21 protein-coding genes and 1 pseudogene are annotated in these 25,276 nt (G+C 59.7%); 9 read left to right on the top strand and 13 right to left on the bottom strand.

Features of this window, described 5'->3' with window-relative positions; genetic code table 11:
* Positions 1–71 precede the first annotated feature (71 nt).
* The 4 genes from ykgO to ACL2XM_RS15420 all read right to left on the bottom strand — a co-directional run bounded on the left by ykgO (position 72) and on the right by ACL2XM_RS15420 (position 5,037).
* Positions 72–212 (bottom strand): type B 50S ribosomal protein L36, encoded by a 141-nt coding sequence (gene ykgO, locus ACL2XM_RS15435; RefSeq protein ID WP_410016171.1) that lies wholly within the window; start codon positions 210–212, stop codon positions 72–74.
* Between the two features lie 26 nt (positions 213–238).
* The gene (locus tag ACL2XM_RS15430) at positions 239–490 is read right to left on the bottom strand and encodes a type B 50S ribosomal protein L31 (protein WP_410016170.1); all 252 of its coding nucleotides are present in this window, start codon (positions 488–490) and stop codon (positions 239–241) included.
* Between the two features lie 170 nt (positions 491–660).
* A complete protein-coding gene (locus ACL2XM_RS15425; RefSeq protein WP_410016169.1) occupies positions 661–3,831 on the bottom strand; it encodes an efflux RND transporter permease subunit in 3,171 nt (1,056 codons plus the stop codon).
* Positions 3,832–3,849: 18 nt separating this feature from the next.
* Positions 3,850–5,037 (bottom strand): efflux RND transporter periplasmic adaptor subunit, encoded by a 1,188-nt coding sequence (locus tag ACL2XM_RS15420; RefSeq protein ID WP_410016168.1) that lies wholly within the window; start codon positions 5,035–5,037, stop codon positions 3,850–3,852.
* Between the two features lie 144 nt (positions 5,038–5,181).
* Here ACL2XM_RS15420 and acrR point away from each other — a divergent pair, with 144 nt between their 5' ends.
* Entirely contained in the window at positions 5,182–5,835 is a 654-nt protein-coding gene (acrR, locus tag ACL2XM_RS15415; RefSeq protein WP_410016167.1) for a multidrug efflux transporter transcriptional repressor AcrR, read from the top strand.
* 19 nt (positions 5,836–5,854) lie between these two features.
* Here the strand turns inward: acrR and ACL2XM_RS15410 are convergent, their stop codons facing one another.
* Both ACL2XM_RS15410 and priC read right to left on the bottom strand, forming a co-directional pair.
* Positions 5,855–6,007: a DUF2496 domain-containing protein gene (locus ACL2XM_RS15410; protein ID WP_410016166.1), complete on the bottom strand. Its 153-nt coding sequence runs from the start codon at positions 6,005–6,007 to the stop codon at positions 5,855–5,857.
* A 106-nt stretch (positions 6,008–6,113) separates the two neighbouring features.
* Positions 6,114–6,656, bottom strand: a complete 543-nt coding sequence (gene priC / locus ACL2XM_RS15405; protein ID WP_413731186.1) for a primosomal replication protein PriC — start codon at positions 6,654–6,656, stop codon at positions 6,114–6,116.
* Between the two features lie 380 nt (positions 6,657–7,036).
* On the opposite strand from priC, the gene apt reads away from it, so the two are divergent.
* The 7 genes from apt (at position 7,037) to hemH (ending at position 15,917) form a co-directional block, all read left to right on the top strand.
* Entirely contained in the window at positions 7,037–7,588 is a 552-nt protein-coding gene (gene apt / locus ACL2XM_RS15400; protein ID WP_410016164.1) for an adenine phosphoribosyltransferase, read from the top strand.
* Between the two features lie 74 nt (positions 7,589–7,662).
* A complete protein-coding gene (dnaX, locus tag ACL2XM_RS15395) occupies positions 7,663–10,050 on the top strand; it encodes a DNA polymerase III subunit gamma/tau (protein WP_413722266.1) in 2,388 nt (795 codons plus the stop codon).
* 61 nt (positions 10,051–10,111) lie between these two features.
* Entirely contained in the window at positions 10,112–10,441 is a 330-nt protein-coding gene (locus tag ACL2XM_RS15390; RefSeq protein ID WP_410016162.1) for a YbaB/EbfC family nucleoid-associated protein, read from the top strand.
* Positions 10,441–11,046 (top strand): recombination mediator RecR, encoded by a 606-nt coding sequence (gene recR / locus ACL2XM_RS15385; protein ID WP_410016161.1) that lies wholly within the window; start codon positions 10,441–10,443, stop codon positions 11,044–11,046. Before ACL2XM_RS15390 ends, recR begins: the two co-directional genes overlap by 1 nt.
* Positions 11,047–11,190: 144 nt before the next feature.
* On the top strand, positions 11,191–13,119 hold the full coding sequence (htpG, locus tag ACL2XM_RS15380; RefSeq protein ID WP_413730859.1) for a molecular chaperone HtpG: 1,929 nt from the start codon (positions 11,191–11,193) through the stop codon (positions 13,117–13,119).
* A gap of 947 nt (positions 13,120–14,066) precedes the next feature.
* A complete protein-coding gene (gene adk, locus ACL2XM_RS15375) occupies positions 14,067–14,711 on the top strand; it encodes an adenylate kinase (protein WP_413722267.1) in 645 nt (214 codons plus the stop codon).
* 240 nt (positions 14,712–14,951) lie between these two features.
* On the top strand, positions 14,952–15,917 hold the full coding sequence (gene hemH, locus ACL2XM_RS15370) for a ferrochelatase (protein WP_410016158.1): 966 nt from the start codon (positions 14,952–14,954) through the stop codon (positions 15,915–15,917).
* A 3-nt stretch (positions 15,918–15,920) separates the two neighbouring features.
* On the opposite strand, the gene ybaL is transcribed toward hemH, so the two are convergent.
* The 5 genes and pseudogenes from ybaL to copA form a co-directional block, all read right to left on the bottom strand.
* A complete protein-coding gene (gene ybaL, locus ACL2XM_RS15365; protein ID WP_413722268.1) occupies positions 15,921–17,591 on the bottom strand; it encodes a YbaL family putative K(+) efflux transporter in 1,671 nt (556 codons plus the stop codon).
* A 224-nt stretch (positions 17,592–17,815) separates the two neighbouring features.
* Positions 17,816–18,961, bottom strand: a pseudogene (locus ACL2XM_RS15360) (MFS transporter); the annotation flags it as partial.
* A 53-nt stretch (positions 18,962–19,014) separates the two neighbouring features.
* Positions 19,015–19,521 (bottom strand): Cys-tRNA(Pro)/Cys-tRNA(Cys) deacylase YbaK, encoded by a 507-nt coding sequence (gene ybaK, locus ACL2XM_RS15355; RefSeq protein WP_410016156.1) that lies wholly within the window; start codon positions 19,519–19,521, stop codon positions 19,015–19,017.
* Between the two features lie 97 nt (positions 19,522–19,618).
* Positions 19,619–20,419 (bottom strand): TraB/GumN family protein, encoded by an 801-nt coding sequence (locus ACL2XM_RS15350; protein ID WP_413730858.1) that lies wholly within the window; start codon positions 20,417–20,419, stop codon positions 19,619–19,621.
* A gap of 61 nt (positions 20,420–20,480) precedes the next feature.
* The gene (gene copA, locus ACL2XM_RS15345; RefSeq protein ID WP_413730857.1) at positions 20,481–23,201 is read right to left on the bottom strand and encodes a copper-exporting P-type ATPase CopA; all 2,721 of its coding nucleotides are present in this window, start codon (positions 23,199–23,201) and stop codon (positions 20,481–20,483) included.
* Positions 23,202–23,336: 135 nt separating this feature from the next.
* Between copA and cueR the strand changes: the two genes are divergently transcribed.
* Positions 23,337–23,750 (top strand): Cu(I)-responsive transcriptional regulator, encoded by a 414-nt coding sequence (gene cueR / locus ACL2XM_RS15340; RefSeq protein WP_413730856.1) that lies wholly within the window; start codon positions 23,337–23,339, stop codon positions 23,748–23,750.
* A 37-nt stretch (positions 23,751–23,787) separates the two neighbouring features.
* Here the strand turns inward: cueR and ACL2XM_RS15335 are convergent, their stop codons facing one another.
* Together ACL2XM_RS15335 and ACL2XM_RS15330 are read right to left on the bottom strand one after the other, a co-directional pair.
* Positions 23,788–24,246: an NfeD family protein gene (locus tag ACL2XM_RS15335; RefSeq protein WP_410016152.1), complete on the bottom strand. Its 459-nt coding sequence runs from the start codon at positions 24,244–24,246 to the stop codon at positions 23,788–23,790.
* A 2-nt stretch (positions 24,247–24,248) separates the two neighbouring features.
* Positions 24,249–25,163 carry an SPFH domain-containing protein gene (locus ACL2XM_RS15330; protein WP_410016606.1) on the bottom strand — a complete coding sequence of 305 codons (915 nt, stop codon included), beginning with the start codon at positions 25,161–25,163 and terminating at the stop codon, positions 24,249–24,251.
* Positions 25,164–25,276 lie beyond the last annotated feature (113 nt).

The following is a 25,276-nucleotide window of genomic DNA, read 5'->3' as shown; positions in this document are numbered from 1 at the left end:
CGCCGGCCGCGCCGGCGGCAAACAAAAGGCCTCCAGCGGAGGCCTTTGACCGGCTGAGTAACCGGCGCCGGTTATTTTTTCTTTTTCCCGCCCTGGACCGCCTTGAAGCGGGGATTGGATTTGCAGATGACGTAAATGCGGCCGCGACGGCGAACGACTTTACAATCCGGATGACGCGTCTTGGCGGAACGCAACGAGCTTAATACCTGCATGATAACCACGCCTCTTCTAATAGTGACTACTTGGTGAAAAAACGGCCGAAGCGTTGGTTAAAGCGCGCGGTGCTGCCTTCTTTATCCACGATCCGCTGCTTGCCGGTGTAATAGGGATGGGATTCGGATGACACCTCCACCGTGATGTAGGGGAATGTTTTCCCGTCCAGCTCCACGGTACGGTCGGTCTTGATGGTCGAACCCACTTTAAAATACGCATCCGCGCTGGTGTCGTGAAACACCACGGTACGGTAGTCGGGATGGATGCCAGGTTTCATATCTCACCTCATTTCGTTATGTTATATCATAACTATTATCCTCTTTTTCTCCATCGGGTCAAGCCCCCTCAAGCCGTCGGCCTAAGCCAGACATAAAAAAAGCCGCTTGCGCGGCTCGGGACTTGACTGAACCATCAGGCCGCGTCAACGGCCCGATGGTTAAACGGTGCTTAACGGTGCGGATTATCCAACTGAGGATTATTCACCGGGCGATCCTGTTCCCGCTGTTCGTCGCTTTTGTTACCGAAGCGGCGGCGAACCACGACAAAAAACACCGGTACGAAAAATATTGCCAGCAAGGTGGCGGTGATCATACCGCCGATTACCCCGGTGCCGACGGCGTTTTGCGAGCCCGACCCCGCGCCGGTGCTGATGGCCAGCGGCAATACGCCGAGGATAAAGGCCAGCGACGTCATCAGGATGGGACGCAAACGCATGCGCACCGCCTCTAATGTCGCCTCAACCAATCCCTTGCCTTCCTTGTCCATCAAGTCCTTGGCGAACTCGACGATAAGAATGGCGTTTTTCGCCGACAGCCCGATGGTGGTCAGCAGCCCCACCACAAAATAGACGTCGTTATTCATACCGCGGAAAGTGGCGGCCAGCAGCGCCCCGACCACGCCCAACGGCACCACCAGCATCACCGCGAAGGGGATGGACCAGCTTTCATACAACGCCGCCAGGCACAGGAACACCACGATCAGCGAGATGGCGTACAGCGCCGGGGCCTGGTTGCCGGATAGCCGTTCCTGATAGGACATCCCCGTCCAATCGTAGCCTACGCCGGCGGGCAGCTTAGCCACCAGTTCCTCCATCAGCGCCATGGCTTCACCGGTACTCTTGCCCGGCGCCGCCTCACCCTGGATTTCCATCGAGGGCAAGCCGTTATAACGCTCCAGGCGCGGCGAGCCATACTGCCAGTGCGAGGTGGACACCGCCGATAACGGCACCATCTGTCCATTGGTGCCGCGCACAAACCAGTTGCCTATGTCCTGCGGCAGCATACGGTACTGCGCGTCGCCCTGCACATAGACCTTTTTGGTTCGGCCGCGATCGGTAAAGTCATTGATATAGTTACCGCCCAGGGCCGCGCCCAGAGTGGTGTTGATATCATCCAGCGAGACGCCCAACGCCGAAGCCTTCTCCTGATCCACATCCAGCTTGAACTGCGGCGTATCCTCCAGGCCATTTGGCCGCACGCCCACTAAGGTATCGGGATGCTGCGCAATCATACCGAACAGCTGGTTACGCGCCTCGGTAAGCTTGGCATGCCCCAGGTTGTTCTCATCGATTAACTCGAAGTCGAAGCCGGTAGCATTACCCAGCTCAACGATGGCCGGCAGGTTAAACGCCAGGGCGATACCGTCCTTTATCTGAGAGAATTCCCCATTGGCCCGGGCAATGATCGCCGGGACCTTATTTTCCGCCCCTTTACGCTCATCCCAGCTTTTCAGGCTGACGAACGCGATGCCGGAGTTCTGGCCGCGCCCGGCAAAACCGAAGCCGTTAACGGTAAAGACCGAGTTGACGTTATCCTTTTCTTTCGTCAGGTAATACTGGGTCATCTGGTCCAGTACTTTCTGGGTGCGTTCCTGGGTGGCCCCGGCCGGCAACTGCGCCATATTCAGGAAAACCCCCTGATCCTCCGACGGCAGGAAGGAGGAGGGCAGGCGAATAAACAGCAGCGCCATGCCGACCACAATCAGCAGATAGATGATCAGGTAGCGTCCGGTGCTGTTAAGGATATGGCCGATACTGTCGGTATAATGATTGGTGCTTTGATCGAACTTTTTATTAAACCAGCCGAAGAAGCCTTTGGTGGTGCCGTGATCGCCTTTTTTGACCGGTTTTAATATGGTGGCGCACAGCGCCGGGGTCAGGATCATGGCCACCAGCACCGACAGTACCATCGCCGAGACGATGGTAATGGAGAACTGGCGGTAGATGGCGCCGGTCGACCCGCCGAAGAAGGCCATCGGCACAAATACCGCCGACAAGACCAGCGCGATGCCCACCAGGGCGCCCTGGATCTGGCCCATGGATTTGCGCGTCGCCTCCTTGGGACTAAGGCCTTCCTCGCCCATGACGCGTTCGACGTTTTCCACCACCACGATGGCGTCATCCACCAGGAGCCCTATCGCCAGCACCATGGCGAACATGGTCAGGGTATTAATGGTATAGCCGAACGCGCTCAGTATGGCGAAGGTGCCCAGCAAGACGACCGGCACCGCAATGGTCGGGATAAGCGTGGCGCGGAAGTTCTGCAGGAACAGATACATGACCAGGAACACCAGGATGATCGCTTCCACCAGGGTCTTCACCACTTCCTGGATGGAGATTTTCACAAACGGGGTGGTGTCGTACGGATAAACGACTTTTAATCCCGTCGGGAAATCCGCCTGCAGCCGGGCCAGCTCCGCTTTAACCGCGTCGGCGGTATCAAGGGCGTTGGCGCCGGTGGCCAGTTTAACCCCGAGCCCGGCGGCCGGTTGGCCGTTGAAGCGCGCGATAACGTCGTAGTTTTCCCCGGCCAGTTCAACCTTGGCCACGTCCTTCAGGCGTACCTGCGAGCCGTCGGCGTTGACCTTGAGCAGGATTTTGCCGAACTCCTCGGCGTTGGTCAGGCGGCTTTGCACAATGATCGAGGCGTTCAACTGCTGGCCTTTAATCGCCGGCGCTCCGCCTAGCTGTCCGGCGGCAATCTGGTTGTTCTGAACCGTCAATGCGCTGACCACATCCACCGGGGTAAGCTGGAAGTTGTTCAGTTTATTGGGGTCCATCCAAACACGCATGGCATATTGGGCGCCGAATAGCTGCACTTCGCCCACGCCCTGCGTACGGCTTATCGGATCCTTGATTTTGGAGCCGACATAATCGCCGATATCCTGCTGGGTGGCATTTTTATCGTCGCTGATAAACCCGGCCACCATCAGGAAGCTGGCGCTGGACTTCTGTACCTGCACCCCCTGGCTCTGCACGGCCTGGGGCAGCAGCGGCATGGCCAACTGCAGTTTGTTCTGCACCTGCACCTGGGCGATATCCGGATTGGCGCTGGAATCGAATGTCAGCGATATGGTGGCGGTACCGGATGAATCGCTGCTGGACGACATATACAGCAGATGATCGATACCGTTCATATTCTGTTCGATAATCTGGGTTACGCTGTCCTGCAGGGTCGTCGCGTCGGCGCCCGGATAGGTAGCGGTGACCCGGATGGTCGGCGGCGCGATGGCCGGATACTGCTCGATGGGCAGCTGCAAGATAGACAGCAGGCCCGCGAGCATAATAATGATGGCAATCACCCATGCAAAAATGGGGCGATCGATAAAAAACTTAGCCATATCGTTTACCCGTTCCTATTAAGACTTTTTGGCGGCGTCAGGCTGCGGTTGTGCCGGTTCATCAGTCGCTTCCTTGGCCGTGACCTGCACACCCGGCTTGACTTTCTGCAGGCCGCTGACAATCACGCGGTCGCCTTCCTGTAAGCCGGCGGTGACCAGCCATTTATCGCCGATCGCCTGTTGGGCGGTGATTTGGCGTACGGCAACCTTATTGTCAGGACCCACCACCATTGCGGTCGCTTCGCCTCGGGGATTGCGGGTTATGCCCTGCTGCGGCACCAGTAACGCATTGTCGTTGGTCCCTTCTTCCAGACGGGCGCGGACAAACATACCGGGCAGCAGGCTATGCTGCGGGTTGGGGAAAATGGCGCGCAGGGTGATGGAGCCGGTGGTTTCATCCACGCTGACATCGGAGAATTCCAGGGTGCCGGGCTGCGGGTATTCGCTGCCGTCTTCCATCAGCAGCCGCACGGCCGCTTTTCCGTCCTTCTGTTTGAGGGCGCCGCTGTCGAGTTCCTGTTTTAAGCGCAGGAAATCGTTGCTGGACTGGGTTACGTCCACATAGAGCGGATCCAACTGCTGAACGGTGGCCATGGCGGTGGTCTGGCCATTGGTGACCAGGGCGCCTTCGGTATAGGCGGATTTACCGATGCGGCCGCTGATAGGCGAGGTGACCTTGGTGTAAGCCAGGTTGATGCGCGCGCTTTCCAGCGACGCTTTGGCGGCAAGCACCGCGGCGTCGTTCTGCTGCATGGTGGCGACCGCCGTATCGTAGTCCTGACGGCTGACAAAGTTGGTGGCGATCAGTTTTTTATAACGGTTGACGGTGACACGGGCGATATTGGCATTGGCCTGCGCCTGGGCTAAGTCGCCGTTGGCGCTGTCATACGCCGCTTTATAGGTTGCCGGATCAATTTGATAGAGGGAGACGCCGGCCTGCACGTCGCTGCCTTCGACAAAATTGCGTTTTAAGATAATGCCATTAACCTGGGGCCGGACTTCGGCAACACGGAAAGCGGCGGTACGACCAGGCAGATCAGTTGTGACATTCAATGATTGTTTTTTTACCGTCACCACACTAACTTCCGGGGCCTGTTGCTGATTTCCTGCCTGTTTAGCGTCTTTATTGTCACATCCAATGAGAATAAAGCTGCCTGAAAGCATCAGAACGGCTGCCAGAGGCAAAATCCCTCTGTTTTTGTTCATAGATAAACCTCAAGAGTCCGATTTGAAAAAATTGATCAATTGATCACAAGCCTACAAACCCATTGCTGCGTAACAATTAGCCTTATGCTATGGTACATACATTCGCGAATGTATGTAAATCTAAAGACAACCAAAAAAAGCGCTATGGCACGAAAAACCAAACAGCAGGCCCAGGAAACGCGCCAGCATATTCTGGATGCCGCAGTCCAGGAATTCTCAATGCGCGGGGTTTCCGCAACGTCGCTCACCGATATCGCAACGGTGGCAGGGGTAACCCGTGGTGCTATTTATTGGCATTTCAAGAATAAAGTCGAGTTATTTAATGAGATCTGGCATGCCGCTGAAGCTAGGATATTGGCATTAGAGCTAGAGTATCAGGCAAAATTTCCCGACGATCCACTACATGTCTTAACCGAGACATTGATTTACATTCTGCAGTCCACCGTATCCAATACCGAATGGCGCGCCTTAATGGAAATTGTTTTTCATAAATGTGAATTTGTCGGAGAAATGGAACTGTTCCAGGAAGTCCGCAAAGGATTATACGCCGAATGTTATGAACGCATTGAAGAGACGCTCAACCGGTGCATAGAATGCGGTCAACTGCCGGCCGGTCTGCACTGCCGCCGCGCCGCCATCCTGCTGCGCGCCTATATGACCGGGTTGATGGAAAACTGGCTGTTCGTGCCCGGCACCTTTGATCTGGCTGGCGGCTCCCGCATCCTGATCGCCGCCTTTATGGATATGCTGCGGCTAAGCCCTAACCTGCGTCACGACCCGGCGGCGCTGCCGCAGTAGCCGCCCGGCTGGGGCAGGGTTATTCTTCCCCGCGGCGCGCCTTGATGACATAATCGTTTTTCACAATTTCCAGGGCCGCCAACACCAGCTCCGGCTCCATATCGTTACTCTCCAGCAGCATAATCAAATCGACCGCCAGTTTAATCTCGGGGGATTCATCTTCCAGCGCCACAGGTCTCTCCTGAATGCGTTGTCGAGTAGACGAAAACTACCAGTATAGATGAAAACATGAAGCAATTTATAATGAGCGAATAAACAAAATGTGACAGCACGTGCTATCAACCCTTTTCCAGTCCATTCTCCCTGCGCTCGATCAGACGCTCAATGCGCGCCAACGCCTGCCGGCAGCGGGCCAGCCGGCCTTCAAGGGCGGCGATTTCCTGTTGCAACTGCTGGGTACGGGCATAATCGCCCGTGCTTTGCCGCAGGCTGTCCCGGTCGCGGATCATGGACAGCAGCCGGCGCTCATAGTCCTGATGTTCATTCAGCCGGGCGTAATAATCCACCGGCGCGGCCTTGGCAGGCTGGCCGCGCCGCAAGTCCTGTGTGGCCAGTTCCCGCGCCAGGGCGTTCATTTGATCGATAAGCCGCTGCGCCAGCCAGGCCACCCGCTCGGTGTAACCCTGCTCGACGGTCAGCGTCAGGCGCTGCAATGTCTGGCGGCTTTCGGCCAGATAGTCGTCAAGGCGGGTTCCCCGGCTCTGGAAAAGCTGGTGGTCAAAGCGGGACTGGGACACCGTCTCCTGTCCGGCCGCCTCGATCCGCCCGGCCAGCGTGTTGAACTGGTCGCTTAACGTGACGAGGAGCTTGGATGAATGCACGCCCTTCTCCTGAGTAAAAACCGCGAAAAAAAAGATATTAACCTGTCGCCGCCATGATACCGCGTTCGCGCCTGTCCTGAACAGCGCGCCGGCGGGCAAAGAAAGATGAAAATATTCCGGGGCCGCGGTATGTTAACAGGGATGCAAAACCGGTACGGAATAGGCCGGAAATCACGCCGTGCGTCCATGGTTGACTTTACGCAACAAAAGGCTAAATGAGTCGCCCTCGGTGGTTGCATTTTTCCGCCAGTTTGCATAGATTTGAGCGCTTTCGTGCGCGGTCGGTCCTGCCAGCCCATGTTAAAACGCGATGTACCGTGGTTGTTCAGGATAACGCGTCCGCGCGGATTATGATTTCTTTCGTTTCAGGCGCATACATTATGACCGCGATGGCCGAACAGCTAGCATTGATCAAAAACAGTATCAAAACGATTCCCGATTACCCCAAACCGGGTATTTTTTTCCGGGATATCACCAGCCTGCTGGAAAATCCCCAGGCCTATGCCGCCAGTATCGAACTGCTGGTGAATCACTATCGCGGCCACGGCTTGACCAAGGTGGTGGGCACCGAAGCGCGCGGTTTCCTGTTCGGCGCGCCGGTGGCGCTGGCGCTGGGGCTGGGATTCGTGCCGGTGCGCAAGCCTGGCAAGCTGCCGCGCGCGGTGCTGAGCGAAAGCTACGAGCTGGAATACGGCGTCGATAAGCTGGAAATCCATCAGGACGCCATCGCGCCAGGGGATCGGGTACTGGTGGTCGACGACCTGCTTGCCACCGGCGGTACTATCGAGGCTACGATAAAATTAATCCGCCGGCTGGGCGGTGAGGTCAAGGACGCGGCGTTTATTATCAACCTGGCCGATCTCGGCGGCGAAGCGCGCCTGCAGCGCCTGGCCGTCAATAGTTACAGCCTGGTGGGTTTCGCCGGGCACTGATCATATCAGCCTCGCGCTCCGGTGCGAGGCTGTGTTAGCATGACCTCCCTGTCCACCGACATATTTCGCGACCCATGAGCTATCAGGTTCTTGCCCGTAAATGGCGTCCGCAGACGTTTTCAGATGTAGTAGGTCAGGAACATGTTCTGACGGCGCTGACCAATGGCCTTTCACTGGGCAGGGTCCATCACGCCTACTTGTTTTCTGGTACCCGCGGCGTCGGCAAGACCACTATCGCCCGCCTGCTGGCCAAGGGGCTTAATTGCGAAACCGGCATCACCGCCAGCCCTTGCGGTCAATGCGCCAACTGTCGTGAAATCGAGCAGGGCAGGTTTGTCGATCTGATTGAAATCGACGCCGCCTCGCGCACCAAGGTGGAGGACACCCGGGATCTGCTGGACAATGTGCAATATGCGCCGGCGCGCGGCCGCTTCAAGGTCTATTTGATCGATGAAGTGCACATGCTCTCCCGGCATAGCTTCAACGCGTTGCTGAAAACGCTGGAAGAACCGCCGTCCCATGTGAAATTCCTGCTGGCGACCACCGACCCGCAAAAGCTGCCGGTAACCATCCTGTCCCGCTGCCTGCAGTTTCATCTCAAGGCGCTGGATATCGGCCAGATTCGCGCGCAGTTAGAGCATATCCTGCGTGAAGAGAATATCGACAGCGAGCCGCGCGCCCTCCAGCTACTGGCCCGCGCCGCCGACGGCAGCCTGCGCGACGCCCTGAGCCTGACCGATCAGGCAATCGCCATGGGTATGGGGCAGGTCACCACCCAGACCGTGGGCGACATGCTGGGTACCCTTAACACTGAACAACCCCTGGCGCTGATAGAGGCTCTGGCGGCGGCGGACGGCAACGCCATGATGGCGCAGCTGGCCCAGTGCGCCTCCCGCGGCGTGGACTGGGAAACCCTGCTGGTGGATATGCTCCAGCTGCTGCACCATATCGCCATGGGTCAACTGGTTGCGGATGCCCTGGATGACGAGGATGACGCCGCCATCGCGCCCCGGCTGCGTGAGCTGGCGCGGATCGTTCCCCCGGCGGATTTGCAGCTTTATTACCAAACGCTGCTGGTGGGACGCAAAGAGCTGCCGTTTGCCCCCGATCGCCGCATGGGGGTCGAAATGACCCTGCTGCGCGCGCTGGCGTTCCACCCGCGCATCATTGATCTCACCCCGCAGGCGGGGGAGAACACGGAAAAAAAAACGGCTGAATCCGTCGCTCTAGCTCCGGAACGTACAAATAACCGGCAGCCGGCGCCCGATAACGCGGTTCCCGCGCCTGGTCGTGGCCGGCAAATGACGCCGCATAACGACGCGCCGCCGTCGGATCAGGTCAGGCCGACCCCTGAGGTACACACCGCGCCGCCGTCGGATCACGCCAGGCCGACCCCTCAGGTCAACGCCGCGCCGCCGTCGGATCAGGCCAGACCGACCCCTCAGGTAAACGCCGCGCCACCGTCGGATCAGGCCAGGCCGCCGCGCCTGGAACATGGCGCGCCGTCGCCGGGCCATGCCGGGCAGGCGGTTTCCATCCCCACGCCCCAAATGCGGGACGATGCCGGCGCCGATATGCCGGATGACTGGGTCAGCGCCGCCGAGCAGTACGCGAATATGGCCGGCGACCCGGCATCCGACGATGCCGGTGATGATAGGTACGCTTATCAGGCGGATGACGCGGCCGGGCATGTTCCCGCGCCGGCCTCCGCGGATCGGCCTGCGGCGCCGGCGTCGCTGCCGGACAGTACCGCGCAATTGCTATTGGCGCGCACCGCGTTATTACAACGCCACGGCAACCAAAACGTAAAAAAGAACGATACATCGCCGGCCAGGCCACGGCCCGCGAACAGCGCCCTGGAGCGCCTGGCCACGGTCAGCGAACAGGCCCAGCAGCGGCAGGCCGCCGGCGGCAAGGAGCCAGGGACCGCCAAAGCCGTCAAACCGGAGGCCTATCGCTGGAAGGCCAGTATTCAGACCACGCAGGACAGCGATCCGGTGGCGACGCCCAAGGCCCTGCGCACGGCGCTGGAGCATGAAAAAACGCCTGAGCTGGCGGCCCGCCTGGCCGAGGAATCCATCGTGCGCGATCCTTGGGCGGCGCTGGTGGACAGGCTAAAGATCCCCAAGCTGGTACAGCAACTGGCGTTAAACGCCTTCCGGGAAGATCTGGCGCCGGGCAAGGTCTGCCTGCACCTGCGTTCCGCGCAGCAGCACCTTAATTCCCCCATTTCCCAGGGAACGCTGGCCGAGGCCCTAAGCACAGAACTCGGCGCTCCGGTTGAATTAACCGTGGTGACAGATGATAATCCGGCGATACGTACCCCGCTGGAATGGCGACAGGCCATATATGAAGAAAAATTGATGCAGGCGCGCCAGGCGATTATCGCGGATAATAATATCCAGACGCTTCAGCGTTTTTTTGATGCCGAATTGGATGAAGATAGCATCCGTCCTGTTTAACTGCCGCACGGCGCGTAGAGAGATGCCGCCTGCGGTTCGACGCTACGAGAGAGGGAAATGTATGTTTGGTAAAGGCGGAATGGGCAATCTGATGAAGCAGGCCCAGCAGATGCAGGAAAAAATGCAGCAGATGCAGGAAGAGATCGCCCAACTGGAAGTTACCGGCGAATCTGGGGCAGGCCTGGTCAAGGTTACCATCAACGGCGCGCATAACTGCCGTCGTGTTGAAGTCGATCCCAGCCTGCTGGACGACGACAAGGATATGCTCGAGGATCTGATCGCGGCGGCTTTTAACGACGCGGCGCGCCGTATTGCCGAAACCCAGAAGGAAAAGATGGCTACCGTCTCCAGCGGCATGCAGCTTCCTCCTGGTTTTAAAATGCCGTTCTGATGCAAACCAGTCCATTGCTAGAGGCGTTAACCGAAGCCTTGCGCTGCTTGCCCGGCGTCGGGCCGAAATCGGCCCAGCGCATGGTCTTCCAGCTTCTGCAGCGGGATCGCAGCGGCGGTATGCGTCTGGCGCAGGCGCTCACCCGCGCCATGTCTGAGATCGGCCACTGCGCCGATTGCCGGACGTTTACCGAGCAGGACATCTGCACCATCTGCGCCAATCCCAGGCGCAGGCAAACCCGGCAGATCTGCGTAGTGGAAAGCCCGGCGGATATTCATGCCATCGAGCAGACCGGGCAATTCGCCGGCCGCTACTTTGTGCTGATGGGGCATCTGTCCCCGCTGGACGGCATCGGTCCGGACGATATCGGCCTGGATCGCCTGCAGGAGCGCCTGGAAAGCGAGGATATCGCCGAGGTGATCCTGGCCACTAATCCCACGGTGGAAGGCGACGCCACCGCCAATTACATTGCCGAGATGTGCGCCCATTTTGAAGTCCTGGCTACCCGTATCGCCCACGGCGTGCCGGTGGGCGGTGAGCTGGAAATGGTCGATGGTACCACGCTGTCCCATTCGCTGGCGGGACGCCACCCGATTAAATTTTAAATCGGCGGCGCGTCCGCGCCGTCTTTTCCGCCCCTTTTTTTACCTTTTGTGCTTGAATTCCTGCGCCGCAATCCCCATCTGTTCATCATTGCAGTATCTACACCCGCCTGATTGATAGCTATTTGGATTGAGGTAAGTATAAATATGAAAGGACAAGAAACCCGCGGATTCCAATCTGAAGTTAAACAATTGCTTCAACTGATGATCCACTCACTTTATTCCAATAAAGAAATTTTTATACGCGAACTGATCTCCAACGCTTCGGATGCGGCGGATAAACTGCGTTTTCGCGCTTTATCCCAGCCGGAGCTCTATGAGGGGGACGGCGAGCTACGGGTACGCCTGTCAAGCAACAAAGAAGCACGCACCCTGACTCTGAGCGACAACGGCATCGGCATGACGCGCGAAGAGGTTATCGACAATCTGGGTACGATCGCCAAATCCGGCACCAAGGCTTTCCTTGAGTCCATGGGTTCGGATCAGGTCAAGGACAGCCAGCTGATCGGCCAGTTCGGCGTCGGGTTCTATTCCGCTTTTATCGTGGCCGATAAAGTCACGGTGCGCACCCGCGCCGCCGGCGCTTCCGCCGATGAAGGGGTTTTCTGGGAATCAGCCGGTGAAGGCGATTACACCATTGCCGATATCACCAAACCCGAACGCGGCACCGAAATCACCCTGCATCTGCGCGAAGGCGAAGACGAATTCCTCGATGACTGGCGTTTACGCAGCATCATCAGCAAATATTCGGATCATATCGCCCTGCCTGTCGAGATCGAAACCCGCGCCCAGGCGGAGGCCGTGGACGATGAAGCCGCTGATGCCGATGCCGATGCCGCTAAAGAAGAAAAAGAAGCCACCGTCACCTGGGAAAAGATTAATAAAGCCCAGGCGCTGTGGACGCGCAGCAAGGGCGAAATCAGCGACGAGGAATACAAAGAATTCTACAAACACCTCTCCCACGACTTCAGCGATCCCCTGATCTGGAGCCATAATCGCGTCGAAGGCAAGCAGGAATATACCAGCCTGCTGTATATACCGGGCCAGGCGCCGTGGGATATGTGGAACCGCGATCATAAACATGGCCTGAAGCTCTATGTCCAGCGCGTCTTTATCATGGACGACGCCGAGCAGTTTATGCCTAACTACCTGCGCTTCGTCAAAGGCCTGATCGACTCCAACGATCTGCCGCTGAACGTCTCCCGTGAAATCCTCCAGGATAACCGCGTTACCCAGAACCTGAAAAGCGCGCTGACCAAGCGCGTGCTGCAGATGCTGGATAAGCTGTCCAAGGACGATGCCGAAAGCTACCAGAAATTCTGGCAGCAGTTCGGCCTGGTGCTGAAAGAAGGCCCGGGCGAGGATACCGCCAACGCCGAAAGCATCGCCAAGCTGCTGCGCTTTGCGTCCACCCATACCGACAGCTCGGCGCAAACCGTATCGCTGCAGGATTATCTGGGACGCATGGTGGAAGGCCAGGAAAAGATCTATTACATCACCGCCGACAGTTACGCGGCCGCCAAGAGCAGCCCTCATCTGGAACTGCTGCGCAAAAAGGGCATCGAAGTCCTGCTGCTTTCCGACCGCATTGACGAATGGATGATGAGCTACCTGACCGAGTTTGAAGGTAAACCATTCCAGTCGGTAAGCAAAACCGACGCCACGCTCGACAAGCTGGCCGACGAAGAGACCGCCGAGGAACAAAAAGACGCGGAAAAAGCGCTTGAGCCGTTTGTCACGCGCGTCAAGACTTTCCTGGGCGATCGCGTCAAGGACGTGCGTCTCACGCACCGCCTGACCGATACCCCGGCCATCGTCACCACCGCGGCCGACGATATGACCACCCAAATGGCGAAGCTGTTTGCCGCCGCCGGCCAGGCCGCGCCCGAGATCAAATACATATTTGAACTCAATCCGGATCATGCGCTGGTCAAACGCGCCGCCGACATTAACGAAGAGAGCCACTTCAACGAATGGATTGAGCTGCTGTTCGATCAGGCGCTGCTGGCGGAACGCGGCACCCTGGACGATCCTAACCAGTTTATCCGCCGCATGAACCAACTGCTGAGCGCATAACGCCGCGCGGGTATATTTACCAGCACACTAAGGGCCAGGTTAACCTGGCCCTTATACTATGGAAAAACATGCGCCAAACCGAACTCAACGCAGATCTGTTCAAGGGAGGGCGTGCCGATGGGGTCGAATCGGGCGTGTGTTCCCGCCCGACCGAGCGCGCCATGGCGCGGTATGCCCGCCAACACCGAGCTTACAGCAGACGTGTTCAAGGGAGACCGTGCCAATGGGGTCGAATCGGGCGTGGTGTTCCCGCCCGACCGAGGCCCCATGGCGCGGTATGCCCGCCAACACCGGGCTTAAAGCAGACGTGTTCAAGGGAGAGCGTGCCAATGGGGTCGCATCGGGCGTGGTGTTACCGCCCGACCGAGCGCCCCATGGCGCGGTATGCCCGCCAACACCGGGCTTAAAGCAGACGTGTTCAAGGGAGACCGTGCCAATGGGGTCGAATCGGGCGTGGTGTTCCCGCCCGACCGAGCGCCCCATGGCATGGTAGGCCCGCCAACACCGGGCTCAAAGCAGACGTGTTTAAGGGAGACCGTGCCGATGGGGTCGAATCGGGCGTGGTGTTACCGCCCGACCGAGCGCCCCATGGCGCGATATGCCCGCCAACACCGGGCTTAAAGCAGACGTGTTGAAGGGAGAGCGTGCCAATGGGGTCGAATCGGGCGTGGTGTTCCCGCCCGACCGAGGCCCCATGGCGCGATATGCCCGCCAACACCGGGTTTAAAGCAGACGTGTTCAAGGGAAAGCGCCCCATGGCGCAGTATGCCCGCCAACACTGCGGTTAATGCAGACGTGTTCAAGGGAGAGCGTGCCAATGGGGTGGATTCTGAAAGCGCCGTTAAACCGTCTCTCCCTGCGCCCTTTCCTTGAGGAAACATACCCAGTAGTGGTAAGGTTTAGCGTTTTCTTATTTTTTTACATTTGTTAGCAAGGGGATTTACGCAATGCGTATCATTCTGCTGGGCGCTCCGGGCGCTGGTAAGGGCACTCAAGCACAATTCATTATGGAAAAGTACGGCATACCGCAGATTTCCACCGGCGACATGCTGCGCGCCGCGGTAAAAGCGCAATCCGAACTGGGTAAAAAAGCCAAAGCTATCATGGACGCCGGCAAACTGGTCACCGACGAACTGGTGATTGCGCTGGTCAAAGAACGCATCAAACAGGACGACTGTCGCAACGGCTTCCTGCTCGACGGTTTTCCGCGCACCATTCCGCAGGCGGACGCCATGAAGGACGCCGGCATCAACGTCGACTATGTCCTGGAATTCGCCGTGCCGGATGAACTGATTATCGATCGCATCGTCGGCCGCCGTGTCCATGCGCCGTCGGGGCGCGTCTATCACGTCAAATTCAATCCGCCAAAACACGAAGGCAAGGATGACGTCACCGGCGAGCCGCTCACCACCCGCAAAGACGATCAGGAAGAAACCGTGCGCAAACGCCTGGTGGAATACCATCAGCAAACCGCGCCGCTGATTGGCTATTACCTGAAAGAAGCTGAAGCCGGCCACACCCAGTACCGTAAAATCGACGGCACCCAACCGGTCGCCGCCGTCAGCAAAGAACTGGCCGCGATCCTGGGCTGATTACCGCGCATTATACGCCAGGCGGTATCTACGCCTGGCGCCTCTTGTCCGCCGCGCCTCCGCCAATGCCTCTCTCCCCACGATCATCGCCCTGCCGCCTATCGTAATGATTTGCATCCCCGGCGCCGATAACAATTTCCGGCCGCCACTTTTGCGCTACAATAACTTGGCGATAACCGCCGGTTAATCCCTTTTAAATACAGGGAATTGGCTTATTGACCATATAAGGAAGGGCAGGGAATGAAACAGGAAAAATATGGCGTGCTGATGGTAAACCTGGGCACGCCGGAGGCGCCGACACCCCAGGCCGTAAGGCGTTACCTGGCCGAATTTCTCAGCGACCGGCGCGTGGTGGATACCCCGCGTATCCTGTGGTGGCCGTTGCTGCGCGGCGTCATACTGCCGCTGCGCTCACCCCGGGTAGCCAAATTGTATAAAAGCATCTGGATGGAACAAGGATCGCCGCTGATGGTATTTTGCCGGCGCCAGCAGGCGGCACTGGCCGCCGTATTGCCGGACGCGCAGGTGGAGCTGGCGATGAGTTATGGCAGTCCGTCGCTGCCGGCGGCGCTCGAACGCCTGCTGGGGGCCGGTATCACCAAACTGGTGATCCTGCCGCTCTACCCGCAGTACTCCAGTTCCACCAGCGCGTCCATCTGGGATGCAGTGGCGCGCATCCTTGGCCGCTACCGGTCCCTGCCGTCCATCAGCTTTATCCGCGACTACGCCGAGCATCCGGCCTATATCGCCGCGCTGGCGCAAAGCGTCCGCCGGTCTTTCGCCGAACACGGCGAACCGGATCGCCTGGTGATCTCGTTTCACGGCATCCCGCAACGCTACGCCCGCGAAGGGGACGACTACCCGCTGCGCTGCGAGGACACCCGTCGCGCGCTGGTGGCCGCGCTCGATTTTCCGCCGGAAAAGGTGATGATGACCTTCCAATCGCGCTTTGGCCGCGATCCCTGGCTGACGCCGGCGACCGATTTGACACTCAAAGACCTGCCGGCGCAGGGCATCCGGCATATCCAGGTGATATGCCCGGGATTCTCCTCCGACTGCCTTGAGACGCTGGAAGAAATCAAGGAACAGAATCGTGAAATTTTCACCCACGCCGGCGGCGACGCCTTCCACTATATCCCGGCGCTGAATGACGACCCCGCCCACATCGACATGATGCGCCAACTGGTCAGCGAGCAGTTGCGCTAAGGATCAGTAGGGGATTTTGGCGGCGTCCAACTGGAGCAGGGCAATCATGCTGGATGCGATTTCCCGCTCGCCCATCACCACCCGGGTGGCGCCGCGTTCGGTAATATACGCCACCTCGTCGTCATAATGCGCGCGCACGATAATGCGCAGATCAGGGCGTTTTTCCCGCGCCAGGGCGACGATTTCCCCGGCCTCGAACCCATTTGGGATGGTCAGCAACAGCCAGCTGGCGCAGTCCAGGCGCGCGAGGGACAGGATTTCCGGCTTGGCGGCATTGCCCAGCACGACATTGATTCCCTGGCCGCGCAGCGTATCCACACGCGCCCGGTTATGTTCAATCACCACCATCGGCATGCCCGCCTCGGCCAGTTTCGCCCCGATCAGGCTGCCGACCCGGCCGTAACCGACCAGCAGCGCGTGATGACACACTTCCATCGGCTGCTGGATCTCCTCCCCGGCCTGCCTTTCGGCGGTTTTTTCGTCCTCGCTATCATGCCGTGCCAGATAGCGCTCAAGCAGGGCAAACATCAGCGGGTTGATCATAATCGACAAAATCGCCCCGGCCAGCACCAGGTTCTGCCCCTGCGGCGATAACATGCCAAGTGAAATGCCGAGTCCCGCCAGAATAAAAGCGAACTCGCCTATTTGCGCCAGGCTGACTGAAATGGTCATGGCGGTACGACTGGAGTGACCAAAGATTTTTACCAGCGCAAACGCCGCCGCCGATTTCCCGACCAGGATAATGGCCAGGGTGGCCAGCACCGCCAGCGGCTCGTGGATAACGATCAGCGGGTCGAACAGCATACCCACCGAGACAAAAAACAACACGGCAAACGCGTCCCGCAGCGGCAATGTGTCATGGGCGGCGCGATGGCTTAGCTCCGATTCATTCAACACCACGCCGGCGAAAAACGCGCCCAGCGCAAACGAGACGCCGAACAATTCCACCGCGCCGAAGGCGATGCCCAGCGCCATGGCCAGCACCGACAGCGTGAACAGCTCACGGGAGCCGGTACTGGCGCTTTTCGCCAGTACCCACGGCACAATCCGCCGCCCCACCACGATCATCAAAGTAATAAAGGCCGCCACTTTGCCAAGCGTCAGCGCGAGATCCAGCCACACCTGCCGCATCGTTTCGCTTTCGCCGCCGAGCAGCTTGCCATAGGCCGGCAGCAAGACCAGCGTCAGCACCATGACCAGATCTTCGACAATCAGCCAGCCGATGGCGATTTGGCCACGCCGGCTATCGATAAGCTGCCGCTCCTCCAGCGCGCGCAGCAGCACCACGGTGCTGGCGGTGGACAGGCATAGCCCGAACACCAGCCCATTGGCCAGGGTCCAGTCCATGACCAGGGAAAAGGTCATGCCCAGGAGCGTTGCCACCGCAATTTGGGCGATGGCGCCGGGAATGGCGATGGATTTCACCGCCATCAGGTCTTTCAGCGAAAAATGCAGCCCCACGCCGAACATCAGCAAAATCACGCCCAGCTCGGCCAGTTCGGGGGCCAGCGACGTATCGGCGACGAAACCGGGGGTATGCGGACCGACCAGCACGCCGGCCGCCAGGTAGCCTACCAGGGGTGAAATGCGAAAGCGGTTAGCCAGGATGCCCAGCAGGAAAGCCAGGACCAGTCCTCCCACGATGGTATTAATGAGCGGTGTGGCATGATGCATCCCAACTCCTTCATTAAGGGGGGTTAGAAACAAAGTTTTACATATTGAGTTTATGGTATTCGATGGGGCTTTGTGTAGGAATTTATAGCAAAGAGGCGAAAAAAAGCTTTTGCGACGAAAAAAGGGTCAAGACGAAAGTTTCATCACTTTTTTACGCTATTACCGTGCGGGGCAAGGCCTGTGGTTTCCCAGCGAAACAGTTTCGTGGGAAACAAAAAACACTTTTAGCTATTATCAGGCAGAAAAGCGGTCAGAATGCCTAATAAAGGCAAATACGAGCAGATTTGGTAGACATATTCAATGCTGGTGCTATCGGCGATATGGCCAAGCACCGCAGCGCCAAGCCCGCCCATGCCGAAGGCGAAGCCGAAAAACAGCCCCGATACCATGCCGATCCTGCCCGGCAGCAGTTCCTGGGCATACACCAGTATGGCGGAAAAGGCCGAGGCGATGATGACGCCGATAAACAGGGTCAGCACGCCGGTTACCGCCAGGGAGGCATAAGGCAGCATCAGGGTAAACGGCGTGACGCCGAGGATCGAACCCCAAATCACGTATTTCCGGCCGATGCGATCGCCCACCGGCCCGCCGATAACGGTGCCGACCGCCACCGCAAACAGAAACGCGAACAGATGCATCTGCGCCGCCTGTACCGACAGGCCGAACTTATGGATCAGGTAGAAAGTGTAATAACTGCTGATGCTGGTGAGATAAAAATATTTGGAGAAGATCAGCACCAGCAGCACGGCAATGGCGCAGGCTACCCGCCGGGACGGCAGCGGCGATGCGCTGGCCGCCTGGGCGCGTTGCGGCGCGGGCGTCCGGATGGCGCCGCGGTACCATTTGCCCACCTGCAGCAAGATGATGGTGCCCAACAGCGACGCCAGCGCAAACCAGGCCAGATGCCCCTTGCCATAAGGCGCTATAAATACCGCCGCCAGCAGCGGACCGAGCGAGGCGCCGAAATTGCCGCCGACCTGGAACAGCGACTGGGCCAGGCCATGGCGCCCACCGGACGCCATGCGCGCCACCCGGGACGATTCCGGATGAAAAACCGACGAGCCGGTGCCGACCAGGGCCGAGGCGACCAGCACCATTGGAAAGCTGGTCGCCGCCGCCATCATCAGGATGCCGCATAAGCTAAAACCCATGCCGATGGGCAGCGAGTAGGGCTGCGGATATTTATCGGTAAAGCCGCCGATAAGCGGCTGCAGCAGCGAGGCGGTAATCTGGTAGGTGAGGGTAATCATACCGACCTGGGTAAAACTGAGCGCAAACGACGCCTGCAGCAGCGGGTAAATCGCCAGGATCAGCGATTGCACCATATCGTTGAGCAGATGGGCGACGCTGATGGCAGCCAGGACCGGGAACAGCGTGCGCCGTCCCCCCGTATGCGCAGACAGCGAATCGGTGGCGCGTAACGTCATGCGAGTGGCGCACCCTTATCCTGGCCGTCGCGTTTAGCGATATCGGCAAATGTCGCCGACAGCAGCTGGCGCAAATCAGCCGGGCTGAGTTCAATATCCAGGCCGCGTTTGCCGCCTGAGACGAATATCGTGGCAAATGCCTGCGCCGGCGCGTCAATGACCGTCGGCAGGCGTTTCTTCTGTCCCAGCGGGCTGATGCCGCCGACCAGATAGCCGGTGGTCTTTTGCGCCAGCAGGGGGTCGGCCATTTCGGCTTTTTTCGCGCCCAGCGCTTTGGCGACTTTTTTCAAATCCAGCTGCAGTGCCACCGGCGTCACCGCCACCGCCAACTGCCTGGCCTCGCCGTTCAGGGCCACCAACAGGGTTTTATAAACCTGGGCCGCGTCAAGTCCCAGCTTGCTGACCGCTTCCGCGCCAAAATGGGTTTCATCGCTATCATGCTGGTAAGGATGGAGCGTGAATGCAATATGGTTTTTTTCCAATATATTAACCGCAGGCGTCATAACATCGTCCCGAATACCAATAAGATACTTAATGAATAAATAATAATTCAGGTTAACGTAGTCGCGGCAAGGGGTAAATGCCCCGCCGGACAAAAACTCAACGCCGCAGCAGCGAGGGCAGGCTTTGGGCGCCGTACAAATGCAGGGCGCCCACCGCCACCACATAGCCGCCGGCGGGAAGGTCCTGCAACTGCTGTTTCCAGCGCAGGTTGCGTTCGGTCATCAGATAATGATACAGATCCGCGCTGAAGGTGGCGGGAAAGGCTTTATCCAGGTTGACCGGCCTGCTGTCGAGCCACCAGCCGATCATGGTCTGCAACAGGCGCGCATTGGTATGCCAATGGCGCAGGGTATCCTCCAGCAGGGCGTTCCCCTGATCCGGAAGCTGCAGCAGCAGGTCCAGCTGTTCCTGCGGCCCTTCCAGTTCAATGACCGGCTTGCCCATGTCCCTGGCCGCCTGGATCAGCTGATAATCGATGCCGTAGTCCGCGCGCAGCCCCAGCCGCTCGGCCTGGCGCGCCTGCAGCATCAGGGCGATCTGCCAGGCGGGCAACGCCGACAGCGCCTCCCCGTCCAGCTGATATTCGGCGCACAGGTCGCTGAAAATGCGATAGTGGTCTGCGGACAGACGATCCCTGAGCGGGGTAGCCACCGGCGGCACCGACGTCAACGGCGAGCCGGCGGTGATATCCGCTTCCACCACCAGCGCCGTGGCCTGGCGCAGTAGGGATAGCAGGCGCGCGGGCAGCGGCGCCATATCACGGGTGCCCATATGGATGCTGCCCACCATATGCAGCCGGCGGTGATCGGACAGGCTGACGTCCATGCCGGGCCAGGCGTACTGCTCCGCGGGCAAAAAACCCAGCAGGGTCGCCATGCGCCGTAATAAGCTCCTCATTGCATACCACTCCCGTTGCGTGACAAGTCCTTAACGTTAACATCATCGCCCGTGTAAGGCGTTACGCTTTGGGCTTAAAGCGTATCAGGCGGTTGGCGTTGCTGACCACGGTAATGGACGATAAGGCCATGGCCGCGCCGGCCACCACCGGGCTGAGCAACGTGCCGGTAAAGGGATAGAGGACGCCGGCGGCGATGGGAATACCCAGGGCATTATAGATAAATGCGCCAAGCAGGTTTTGCTTCATATTGCGCAGCGTGGCGTTGGCTATCGCCAGCGCATCGGCTACCCCGTGCAGGCTATGGCGCATCAGGGTAATGGCAGCGGTTTCAATCGCCACGTCGCTGCCGCCGCCCATGGCGATGCCGACTTCCGCCTGAGCCAGCGCCGGGGCGTCATTGATGCCGTCGCCAATCATGGCCACCCGGTGTCCGTGGCGTTGCAGCGTTTTAATCGCCTCCGCCTTGCCGTCCGGCAGGACGCCGGCGATCACCCGGTCGATGCCGGCTTCCCTGGCCACCGCGCCGGCGGTAGCCGGGTTATCGCCGGTCAGCATCACCAGGGAATAACCCAGGCCATGCAGCCGGCGCAGCGCGGCCACGCTGTCGTCGCGCAGCGGATCGCGGATGGCGAACAGCGCCGCCGCCTTGCCGTCCAGCGCCAGCAATACCGGCGTGGCGCCCTGCTCAGACCAAAAGGCGACCCGCGCGGCAAGGCCGGCGATATCGACCTGCTGTTGTTGCAGCAGCGCGCTGTTGCCAAGCAACGCCCGCTTCCCCGCGACGTCGCCGCTGACGCCCAGGCCGCGCAGGGTGCGGAAATCACCAACCCCGGCCAGCGCCCGCGTGCCGGCATAGGCCACCAGGGCGTGCGCCAGGGGATGGCTGGAGCCTTGCTCCAGCGCGGCGGCGATCGCCACAACATCCTCCAGGACAAAACCGGCCGCCGGTTCGGCCGCCACCACCCGCGGCCGCCCCTCCGTCAGCGTGCCGGTTTTATCGAATACCAGGGTATCAAGGGTGGTGGCATGCTGCAGCGCGTCGGCGTCGCGCACCAGCACGCCGAACTCCGCCGCGCGACCGATCCCCGCGATAATAGACATGGGCGTGGCCAGCCCCAGGGCGCAGGGACAGGCGATAATCAGCACCGTGGTGGCGATCACTAGGGTGTAGACCATCTGCGGCTGCGGGCCCACCAGATACCAAATGGCCGCGCTGATCACGGCTATCGCCACCACGGCGGGAACAAAGATGGCCGAAATGCGATCCGCCAATTGGCCGATGGCCGGTTTGCTGCTCTGCGCCTGGCGTACTAAACGGATAATCCGCGCCAGCGTCGTCTGGCTGCCGATGGCGTCGGCCCGGAACAGCACGCTGCCGTCCTGCGCCACGGTACCGGCATGGATCTTTTCGCCGGCGGATTTATGCCGTGCCGCCGGCTCGCCGGTCAGCATGGACTCATCCAGCCAGATCTCGCCCTGGGTAATCTCGCCGTCCACCGGCACCCGGTCGCCGGTGGTCAGGCGCAGGATCATGCCAAGGCGCACCTCGGCCAGCGGCAGGGCGCGTTCGCCGTCGGCCTCGACCACCCGGGCCATGGGCGGCGTCAGATCCAGCAGGCGTTCCAGCGCCTGGGACGAGCGCTGGCGCGCGCGCTGCTCCAGGGCGTGGCCCAGGTTAATCAGCCCGATGATCATCGCGCTGGCCTCGAAATAGAGGTGCCGCGCCATCATCGGAAACACGTCCGGCCACAGCGCGACGCTGATGGAATAAAGCCAGGCGGCGCCGGTGCCCAACGCCACCAGGGTATCCATGGTGGCGCTGCCGGTTCGCAGGCTCTTCCAGGCGCTGCGGTAAAAATGACCGCCGGCGATCGCCATCACCACAAGCGTAGCAACGCCGATGACCAGCCACAGCGGACGGCTTTCCGGCGTCAGCGTCATACTGCCGCCGAACAGTCCCCACGCCATCAGCGGCACGCCCAGCGCCAGGGCCAGCGCCGATTGCCAGCGGAAACGACGCGTCGCCTGGAGCGCCGTCTGCTGCTGGCGCTCCCGCCGCAGGGCGTCATCCTGGATAATTTCCGCGCCGTAGCCGGCGCGCGCCACGGCGGCAATCAACGCGTCGCCGTCGGGCGCTCCCAGCACCAGGGCGCTACGCTCCGCCAGGTTGACCCGCGCCTGCCCAACGCCAGGCACCTGCTGTAAGGCCCGTTCAACGCGCAGGACGCAGCTGGCGCAGCTCATGCCGCTGATAAGCAGATGCAGGCTGTCATCGGTATCGGTACTTGCCGGAGCCGTTGCCGGAGGTAATGTCGCCGCTGCCAGAATATCCGGCGCTGAAGTGTTGCCTGTCAGCGGCTCAGTTTTTGGGTGGGCGATATCCCCCGCAAGGATAGCCTGATAGCCAGCCTGCTCCACCGCCCGGATAAGCGCCGCCGGATCGGCCGCGCCATAAACGCCGGCGTGATCCAACGTGACCTCGGCGGCGTTGACGCCCGGCACGGCGGCCAGCGCTTTACGGGTAGTAGCTACACAATGGCCGCAGCTCAGGCCGGAAAGCTGGAGTTCGGTATCGGGCCGGCCCGCGGGCGCGGCCTCGTAGCCGGCTTGTTTGACGCTGGCGATAAGCTCCGCCGCCGTCGCGGCGCCGGTGACCGTGGCATAATCCAGCGCCACCTGGGCGCTTTCCACGTCATCGCGTGATTCCAGGGCTTCCCGGACCCGTTTGATACAATGTTCGCAGGAGAGTCCCTGCAGGGCGAGCACAATGGTCTGTGACATTGAAAACTCCTTGGTGGAAAAGGCGGCGGGTCGTTACCGGCGGTAATAAGGGTGCCGAACTGATTGACTGCGCCGTGGAAAAGTCGTTGTAATAGAGCTTAAACCTTGCCGCAAGGGGAAGGTCAAGGGGGAACCATGAATATCAGCGATGTGGCGAAAAAAACCGGTTTAACCCGTAAAGCGATCCGTTTTTATGAGGATAAGGCGCTGGTAACGCCGCCGGTGCGCCGGGATAACGGTTATCGCAGCTATAACGCGCGCCATGTGGAGGAGCTAACGCTGCTGCGCCAGGCGCGGCTGGTGGGATTTAACCTGGATGAGTGCCGCGAGCTGGTGGCGTTGTTTAACGACCCGCTGCGCCACAGCGCCGATGTCAAGGAACGCACCCTGCGTAAGGTCAAAGACATTGAGCGCCACATTGAGGAACTGGAGGCCATGCGCCGTCATTTATTGATCCTGGCGGAAAGTTGCCCCGGCGACGATAGCGCCGAATGCCCGATTATCAATAACCTGTCGGGTTGCTGCGCCGCCGGCGCCCGCCGGGAATAACGACCCTGCTACCTGCCGCGGGCCACGGCGGGCGGCCTCATGCGTGTTCATGATAAGGACGCACCCGCAGGGTAATGCCTTCCACCGCGATCACCTCGACCGTGGCGCCCATGGCCAGATCCGTATCGCAGCGCGCGCGCCAGGTGCTGTCGCCAATGCGTACCCGGCCCACCCCGTTCACCAGGGGTTCCGCAAGGGTGGTCTTGACGCCGACCAGCTGTTCTCCGCGCCGGTTCAGCAGCGATGCCGGATACGCTTTGGTGCGCGAGCGCAGCCAGTACCACCATCCCAGCGCCGCGCAGATAGTCAGCAATGCGAAGGCCACGCCCTGCCACTCCCAGCCTAGCGGCACGGCCCATACCACCAGCCCCACCAGTACGGCGGCGACGCCGCTCCACAATAAATATCCGCTGGCGCCCAACATTTCCGCGGCCAGCAGCAGACCGCCGAGCGAAATCCAAAACCAGTGCGGATGGACGACCAGCGCGGCAAGCATGGTTATTTACCCCGGCCGGTTTTGCTCTCGCCAAGCAGTTCGGCGATGCCGCCGATGGCGCCCATCAGATTGCTGGCCTCAAGCGGCATCATGATAACCTTGCTGTTGTTGGCGGAGCCGATATGCTTTAGGGCATCGGTGTATTTCTGCGCCACAAAGTAGTTAATGGCCTGGATATTGCCCGCGGCGATGGCCTCGGACACCATTTTAGTGGCCCTGGCTTCCGCCTCGGCGGCGCGTTCGCGGGCTTCCGCCTGCAAAAATGCCGCCTGTCGTTCGCCTTCGGCGTTGAGGATCTGGGACTGTTTTTCACCCTCGGCGCGTAAAATGGCCGCCTGGCGCACGCCTTCCGCTTCCAGGATATTGGCGCGTTTGGTTCGCTCGGCCCTCATCTGGGCGTTCATCGCGGCGATCATCTCGACGGGCGGGCGCACATCGCGGATTTCGATACGGGTGACCTTAATCCCCCAGGGACTGGTGGCTTCATCGACAATATGCAGCAGACGGGTATTGATGCCGTCGCGCTGCGACAGCATTTCGTCCAGCTCCATGGAACCGAGCACCGTACGGATGTTGGTCATGGTCAGGTTAAGGATGGCCTGCTCGAGGTTGCTGACTTCATAGGCCGCGCGCGCCGGATCGACCACCTGGATAAAACACACGGCGTCGATGGTCACGTTGGCGTTATCCTTGGAGATGATTTCCTGCGAGGGAATATCCAGCACCTGTTCCATCATATTAATCTTGCGGCCTACCCGGTCCATAAACGGCACCACCAGGTTCAGCCCGGGTTTTAAGGTAAGGGTATAGCGGCCGAAACGCTCAACCGTCCATTGGTATCCCTGAGGGACAATTTTTATCCCCGCCCAGACGATGATCAGGGCCAGGACAATAATAATTGGGATTACCGTCAGCATGGGTGAAATCTCCATGGTGAAATCTCCATTTCATGAGAGAAAATAATAACGCCATCTAGCGCGGCCGGTGCGACATCTTCTTCACACGTATTTAGCATGACACACTCTTTTCA

Origin of the sequence: Sodalis sp. RH20 (assembly GCF_047324205.1) — a bacterium.
Taxonomy (GTDB): Bacteria; Pseudomonadota; Gammaproteobacteria; order Enterobacterales; family Enterobacteriaceae; genus Acerihabitans.
This window is presented reverse-complemented; position numbering and strand designations above follow the sequence as displayed.